Raw genomic sequence first — 7,039 nt, 5'->3', positions numbered from 1 at the left:
AAGGCGGAAGATGTTGAAGGGAAGAGGAAGAGCATAGATAAGATAGTAGTTTAAATAAAGAAAACGGGGGAGGTTTCGCAGGAAGAAATCCGAAAGTGTGTTATGTATATTTTTTTCAAGCAGAAGGCGGCATACAAGATCTAGTACGATATCGTGGGCTCGGAGATGTGTATAAGAGGAAGGGGCGGGGAGTGGCGGGTGCGGGGCTACCTGCCGCGCTTCTTGCCTTTGCCGCGGGCGCGGCTCTGGTCGCCGCGCTTGCGCTGCTGCGCGGCGGTCCGGTCGGCCTGGGCGCGCGCGGCGGCGTTCTTCTTGCGCCGGGCCTCGCCCGTCCGGGTGAGGGCCGTCGCGCCCGTCGTCCGGCCGCCGTCACGCCCTGACGACCCCTGCGCCGCCTGGTCCGCAGCCTGGTCCTGCGCGGCGGCGCCGCGCGAGCTGTGGACGGAGCGGCCGCGGACGATGCCGACGAGCTCCTCGCACAGCGGGTCGCCGTCGTACGCGGGCCACGCGAGGCTCACGCCGGACGTCGGCCCGTCGGTGAGGGGCACAGCGACGACGTCGCGCCGGTGGTGCAGTCGCGCGAGCGACATCGGCAGGACGACGACGCCGACGCCCGACGCGACGATCTCGACGGCCTCCTTGGCGTGGCCCGGGCGCGTGTAGCCGGGCACGCCGGGGGGTGCCCCCGTGACGGCGGTCGGCTCGTCACCCGACGCGAGGGCGTCCCAGTCGAAGCGGTCGTCGAGCGGGTGCCACACGGTCTCGGCCACGAGGTCGTCGAGCGCCACGTCGTCGGCGAGCGAGAGCAGGTGCTCCTTGCTCACGACGACGACGGGCACCTCGTCGTAGAGCGGGATCGCGTGGAGGACGCGCTCGTGGCCGTCGTGCGTCGCGACGGGCCGGCGCACGAGCGCGGCCTCGACGTCGCCCGCGCGGACGGCGGCGCCAGCGTCGTCGGTCGGCAGCGGCACGAGCTCGAGCGGGACGGTGAGGCGCGCACGCCACGTCCGCACCCACTTCGCGGGGTTGACCCCGGGGACGAACCCGAGCCGGAACGCAGCGGGGCCGTCGGGACGCACCTCCATGGGCGGAGTCTCCCCGCGCGCAGTGTCCTCGAGCCGGGCCTCCTCGGACCCAGCGTCGTCGGACCGGGCCTCCTCGGACCCAGCGTCGTCGGGCCGGGCCTCCTCGGACACAGCGTCGTCGGGCCGGGTGTCGTCTGGGGCGTCGTTCACATGTGAAGACTAACGGGCGCCCGACGCGTGACGGCCGGGGTCCGCGCGCGGACCCTGGCCGTCACAGCCCCCTGCGGGCCTCGGTCAGAGGTCGCCCTTGAGGAGGCGCCACACGCCGATCCCGCCGGGCACCGCGATCCAGAGGAACGACGCGGACGCGAGCTGCGCCCACTGCGTCCCGGTGAGGGCGAGGCCCTCAATGAGCGGCACGGTCGCGTTGCTGAGCTCGAACCAGGGCAGGGCGTCCCGGATCGGCGAGATGAACATCGTCACGAACCCGAACACGGACGGCAGGATGAGGTAGGTGATGATCGCGAGCGGCGTTGAGCGCAGCAGCAGGCCGAAGGCGGTGCCTTGGAGGACGACGAGGACGAGCGTGAGGAGCGTCCCCACGAAGACCCCGCCCTCGATGTCCCACACGGCGGTCTCCCCGCGGACGGCAGCAGCGCCGAGGAGGACGACGGCGGCGACCGCGACGGCGACAACGAGGAGGACGGCCGTGGTCGTGAGGGCCGCCGCGATCTTGCCGGCGACAACACGGCCACGCCGCGGCTCGAGCGCGAACGTCACGGCGAGTGTGCGCTGCGAGAACTCGGACGTCACGGCGAGGATCGCGAGGATCGGCATGAACATCGCGAGCCCCATGCTCGCGGAGCCGTTGACGAGGAGCCCGAACGTCAGCTCCGAGTCTCCGGGCCAGATCGCCATGACGACGGACATGCCGACGACGGCGAGGGCGATGAGGCCGAGGAAGACGGCGCCGGCGCGGGTGTTGACGACCTTGCGGTTCTCGGCGCTCCAGACGCGCAGGAAGGGGACGGGTGCGTGGGCGAGCAGGGCGCTCATCGGAGGTTCTCCTTGCTGGACGGGGCGGGGACGGGCAGGGTGACGCGGGCGTTCACTGCTGGATCCGCTCGCGGTCGGTGCCCGCGGTGAGGCGCACGAACGCCTCCTCGAGGTTGCCGTCGGACTCGACGAAGCTTGCGGTCGTGCCTTGCGCGAGGACGCGTCCGTGGCCGACGACGACGACGTCGTCGCACACGGTCTGCATCTCGGTGAGGAGGTGGCTCGAGAGGAGGACGGTGCGTCCCTCGGACGCGAAGTCGCGCAGGAGGGTGCGCATCCAACGGATGCCCATGGGGTCGAGGCCGTTGGCGGGCTCGTCGAGGACGACAACCTCGGGGTCGCCGAGGAGCGCGAGGCCGAGGCCGAGGCGCTGGCGCATACCGAGCGAGTAGGTGCGGGTCCGGCGCTTCGCCTCGGCCGGGGTGAGGCCAACGATCTCGAGGACGTCGTCGACGCGGCTCGCGGGCAGGCCGAGGATGCCGGCGGCGAGCCGCAGCTCCTCGCGGCCAGTGCGGCCCGCGTGAAGGGCGTCGGCGTCGAGCATCGTGCCGACGTTCCGCCCAGGGTTGGGCAGGGAGGCGTAGGGGCGACCGGCGATCGTCACGCTCCCGGACGTCGGGCGGACGAGCCCGACGAGAGTGCGCAGCGTCGTGGTCTTGCCGGAGCCGTTCGGACCGAGCAGGCCCGTGACACGGCCCGGGAGGGCCGAGAACGAGGCGTCGTCGACCGCGGTGACGCGGCCGAAGCGCTTGGTGAGGTGCGTGACTGTGATCATGGCTCCACGTTCCCGCCAGCGGGGCCCGCGAGGCATCGGTCCGCCGTCGACGTGCGCGACGACGACGGTCGCGAGCCGACCTCCCCTCCGGTCGCGGATGCACCCTCCCACGGTCGCGAGCCTCCGACCCTGGTCGGAGGTCGCGGCGCGCACCCCCTCCTGCGGTCGCTCCACGCCGCGCCGTGCGCTCAGTAGGCTCGTGGGGTGCGTCTTCCCCCCGTCCTCGCCCGGCTCGCGGCCAAGCCTCCGGTCCCGGCGCCGCCGCTCACCGTGTGGGGCCGCACCTGGCGGTTCGTCCTCGTCGTCGTCGGCGCGTTCGTGGCGTTCGGCGTCACGCTGCCGGAGGCTGCGGGCACGAGCATCGAGTACACGACGACGCCGCGCGAGGCCTTCGACTTCGCGCTCGGCGCCCTGTCGTGGGTGCTCATCTGGTTCCGCCGACGGTGGCCGTTGACGATCGCGCTCGTGCTCACCCTCATGACGACGTTCTCCGCGACGGCGGCTTTCGCCGCGACGCTCGCCGTCGTCTCGGTGTGCGCGCGCCGCCGCACGATCGAGGTCGTCCCGGTGACGGTGACGTACTGCGTGGCGTCGTTCACGTCGTTCTACCTGGTCGACGGATTGCCGGACATGCCGTGGTGGGTCGTCGTGCTCACCCAGGTCGTCTCGACGGTCCTCGTCGTCGGCATCGGCCTGTACATCGGGGCGCGGCGCGAGCTCGTGTGGACCCTCCAGTCGCGTGCCGAGGCCGCGGAGCAGGCGCGGGCGACCGACGCGGAACGGGCACGCGCCCAGGAGCGCGCGGCGATCGCCCACGAGATGCACGACGTCCTCGCGCATCGCGTGTCGCTCGTCGCGATGCACGCAGGGGCGCTCGCCTACCGCACGGACCTCTCGCCCGAGGAGGTGCGGGAGTCGGCGGGCATCGTTCGTGACAACGCGCACCGCGCGCTCGAGGAGCTGCGGGAGGTCCTCGGCGTCCTGCGCGTCGGCACGGAGGCGAGCGCGACCGACGCCCCGCAGCCGACGCTCGAGCGGATCGACGACCTCGTCGCGGACGCGCGCGCTCTCGGCGCACACGTCGACTTCGGCATGACGCCGTCCGTGACGGACGAGGCGGCGACGCTCGCAGGCTCGACGGCCCGCACCGCATACCGCGTCGTCCAGGAGGGACTCACGAACGCCCGCAAGCATGCGCCGGCGTCACCCGTCGTCGTGCGGATCGTCGGATCGCCGGACGACGGGCTCACCGTCATGGTCCGCACGCCGGGCACGCGCGGCATGCCGGGGCTACCTGCCCGTGCCGACGCGGCGTCGGTGCTCGGGATGGCCCTCGACGCGCGCCTGCCGGCGTCGGGCCACGGGCTGCGGGGCCTCCACGAGCGCGTGACGCTCCTCGGCGGCACGCTCGACGCCGGCGACGACGCGACGGGCGGTTTCGTCGTCCGCGCGTGGCTGCCGTGGTCACGGTGAGCCCGACGGTTCATGAGATCCTCAGCACCATGAGCGACCACGTCCCGTCCCGCGTCCGCGTCGTCGTCGTCGACGACGACGCCCTCGTGCGCTCCGGCCTGCGCATGATCCTCGGCGGCTCCCGCGAGATCGAGATCGTCGGCGAGGCGGCCGACGGGCTCGAGGCCGAGGACGTCATCGCGGCCACCTCCCCCGACCTCGTCCTGCTTGACGTGCGCATGCCGCGCCGTGACGGGCTCGCGACGGCCCGCGCGCTGCGGTCGCGCTGGCCCGCGCTGCGGGTCCTCGTCCTCACGACGTTCGACACCGACGACACGGTGCTCGAGGCCCTGCGGCACGGGGCCGACGGTTTCCTCCTCAAGGACACGCCGCCGGACCGCCTCGTCGACGCTGTCCTGCGCACCGCCACGGGCGAGCCGATCCTCTCGCCGACCGTGACGAGCCGCCTCATCGCCGCCGCGACGGGCGACGCGCCGTCGCGCTCCGCCGAGGCTCTCGAACGGCTCGCGCAGCTCACGGAGCGGGAGCGCGAGGTCGCGCTCGCCGTCGCGCGCGGTCTGTCGAACACCGAGGTCGCGGCCGAGCTCTTCATGAGCGTGCCGACCGTGAAGTCGCACGTCGGGCGCATCTTCACGAAGCTCGACGTCGACAATCGCGTGCAGATCGCCAACTGCGTGCGGGACGCCGGGCTCGGCTGAGAACGCCGCTCCGCAGCGAGGCCTGCCTCCTGCTGTGCTGTGCGGGCTCGCTCGTGCTGGGTCGGTCACGACGAGGGTGCCGTCCGCGACGATGATGTCACGCGGGTGCGCGTGTGCGGGGCCGGTGACGACGGCATTCCGCCGTCGTGGTGGGGGGAGCCTCTTCCTGCTCGGTAGGATGGTCCCCGTGAGTAAGCACCCTCAGGCGATGAAGGCCGCGACCGCGGCGAAGAAGCTGGGCGTCTACCTGCCCGCGACGCCGGAGGAGTTCCAGCAGCGTTTCATCACGCGCGACGAACTCGACGCGTGGCAGACAGACCCTCCGCAGTGGCTCGTCGAGCTGCGTCAGAACGGACCGCACCCGCGTCCGGTCGTCGCGGCACGCCTCGGGGTCTCGATCTCGGGTCTCGCGCGCGGCGGCGTCTCGGACGCCCTCACAACCGAGCAGATCACCGAGCTCCGCGAGAAGAACCCCGAGTGGCTCGTCCGCGAGCGCAAGATCCAGGCCGAGGTCCGCGCCGAGGAGGAGCGCATCCGCGAGCGTGACGCGCAGCGTGGCACCAAGGGTGACCCTGCGCGCGGTGCGCAGGGGAAGGGCGCTCGCGACGCCCGCTGAGCGTCGTCTCATCGTGCGACGGGGCCCCGCCTCCGGTGCGGGAGAATCGACGCATGGCCCACGCCCTCCCTGCCGACGTCCTCGCGATGCTCGGCGCCCTCCGGCGTCGCCCTGACGTCGAGGCGCCCGAGCTCGTCGCGGCCGACGCCGCCGACCGGCTCGTCCTCGCTGAGGCGCGCGAGCTCCTCACGTCGTCGGGTCCGGGCGAGGTCGCGGTGCTCGACGACGGCTACGGGGCGCTCGCCCTCGGCGCGCTCGCCCTCGGTGCTCCGGATGTGCGCGTCGCGACGGACACGGTGACGAGCGAACGGGCGATCCACCTCAACGCGGCGGAGGTCGCGAGTTTTGGGCTGGCGAACGACCACTCGCGCGTGCACGTGGTCGCTCCCCTCGACCCGGCGTCGGTCGCGAGTCTCCGGCTGCCGGTCGACCCCTCGCGCGTGCACGTGGTCGCTGCCCTCGACCCGGCGTCGGTCGCCGGGACCCGGGTCGTCCTCGCGCGTCTCCCCCGGTCGCTCGACGCGCTCGCCGAGCTCGCGGACCTCGTCGCCGACCATGCGGCGCCGGACGTCGTGCTGCTCGCGACGGGTCGGCTCAAGCACATGAGCCGCAGCATGAACGACGTGCTCGCGGTGCGCTTCGCGGAGGTGTCAGCGACGCTCGCGCACGGCAAGGCGCGGGCGCTCGTCGCACGTCGCCCTGTCGCGGCACCGCCTGGGCACCTGAAGTTCCCTCGACGGGCGCGCGTCGAGGTTCCCGCCGGTGCGGGACTCGACGGGAATCTCGATGTCGTCGCGCACGGCGCTGCCTTCGCGGGGCCGAACCTCGACATCGGCACGCGTGCCCTGGTCGAGGTCTTCGACGAGCTCGTCGGGTCGAGCGCCGCGCCGGGGCTCTCACCGGTGCGGGTCCTCGACCTCGGATGCGGAACGGGTGTGCTCGCGACCGTCGTCGCCCTGCGTGTCCCCCACGCGCACGTCGTCGCGACGGACCGCTCCGCGGCCGCCGTCCTCTCGGCGGCGGCGACGGCTGCGGCGAACGGCGTCGGCAACCGGGTGACGACGCTGCACGACGACGCGGCGGCGTCCGTGCCCGACGCATCCGTCGACGTCGTCGTCTGCAACCCGCCGTTCCACGCGGGCACCGTCGTGAGCACGGACATCGCCGAGGCGATGTTCCGCGCGGCCGCACGCGTGCTGCGGCCCGGGGGCGAGCTGTGGGCCGTGTGGAACTCCCACCTGCGATACCGACCGTCGCTCGAGCGGGTCGTCGGCCCGACGACGCAGGTCTCGCGGACACCGAAGTTCACGGTGACGCGGTCGGTGCGGCGCTGAGCGCCGGGCAACAGAGCGCCGGGCAGCAGAGCGTCGGGCAACAGAGCGCCGGGGAACAGAGC

General features: G+C 72.8%; 7 protein-coding genes. 4 read left to right on the top strand and 3 right to left on the bottom strand.

Annotation, left to right across the window (positions count from 1 at the left end; translation table 11 throughout):
* Positions 1–206 precede the first annotated feature (206 nt).
* From C1729_RS12720 to C1729_RS12710, 3 genes are all read right to left on the bottom strand, one after another.
* A complete protein-coding gene (locus C1729_RS12720) occupies positions 207–1,235 on the bottom strand; it encodes a LysR substrate-binding domain-containing protein (RefSeq protein WP_242493834.1) in 1,029 nt (342 codons plus the stop codon).
* Positions 1,236–1,319: 84 nt separating this feature from the next.
* Positions 1,320–2,081 (bottom strand): ABC transporter permease, encoded by a 762-nt coding sequence (locus tag C1729_RS12715; RefSeq protein ID WP_102510269.1) that lies wholly within the window; start codon positions 2,079–2,081, stop codon positions 1,320–1,322.
* Between the two features lie 52 nt (positions 2,082–2,133).
* On the bottom strand, positions 2,134–2,856 hold the full coding sequence (locus C1729_RS12710; RefSeq protein ID WP_102510683.1) for an ATP-binding cassette domain-containing protein: 723 nt from the start codon (positions 2,854–2,856) through the stop codon (positions 2,134–2,136).
* A gap of 204 nt (positions 2,857–3,060) precedes the next feature.
* Between C1729_RS12710 and C1729_RS12705 the strand changes: the two genes are divergently transcribed.
* From C1729_RS12705 to C1729_RS12690, 4 genes are all read left to right on the top strand, one after another.
* Complete coding sequence (locus tag C1729_RS12705; RefSeq protein ID WP_102510268.1) at positions 3,061–4,329, top strand: sensor histidine kinase; 1,269 nt, start codon at positions 3,061–3,063, stop codon at positions 4,327–4,329.
* Between the two features lie 29 nt (positions 4,330–4,358).
* Positions 4,359–5,027, top strand: a complete 669-nt coding sequence (locus C1729_RS12700; RefSeq protein ID WP_102510682.1) for a response regulator — start codon at positions 4,359–4,361, stop codon at positions 5,025–5,027.
* Positions 5,028–5,235: 208 nt separating this feature from the next.
* Entirely contained in the window at positions 5,236–5,643 is a 408-nt protein-coding gene (locus tag C1729_RS12695; protein WP_207204666.1) for a DUF5997 family protein, read from the top strand.
* Between the two features lie 53 nt (positions 5,644–5,696).
* Positions 5,697–6,977, top strand: a complete 1,281-nt coding sequence (locus C1729_RS12690; RefSeq protein ID WP_242493833.1) for a class I SAM-dependent methyltransferase — start codon at positions 5,697–5,699, stop codon at positions 6,975–6,977.
* Positions 6,978–7,039: the final 62 nt, after the last annotated feature.

Source organism: Sanguibacter massiliensis, from assembly GCF_900240335.1.
In the GTDB taxonomy this organism is placed as follows: Bacteria; Actinomycetota; Actinomycetes; order Actinomycetales; family Cellulomonadaceae; genus Flavimobilis; species Flavimobilis massiliensis.
The sequence above is the reverse complement of the archived record's forward strand: the minus strand, read 5'-3'. Positions and strand labels throughout refer to the sequence as shown.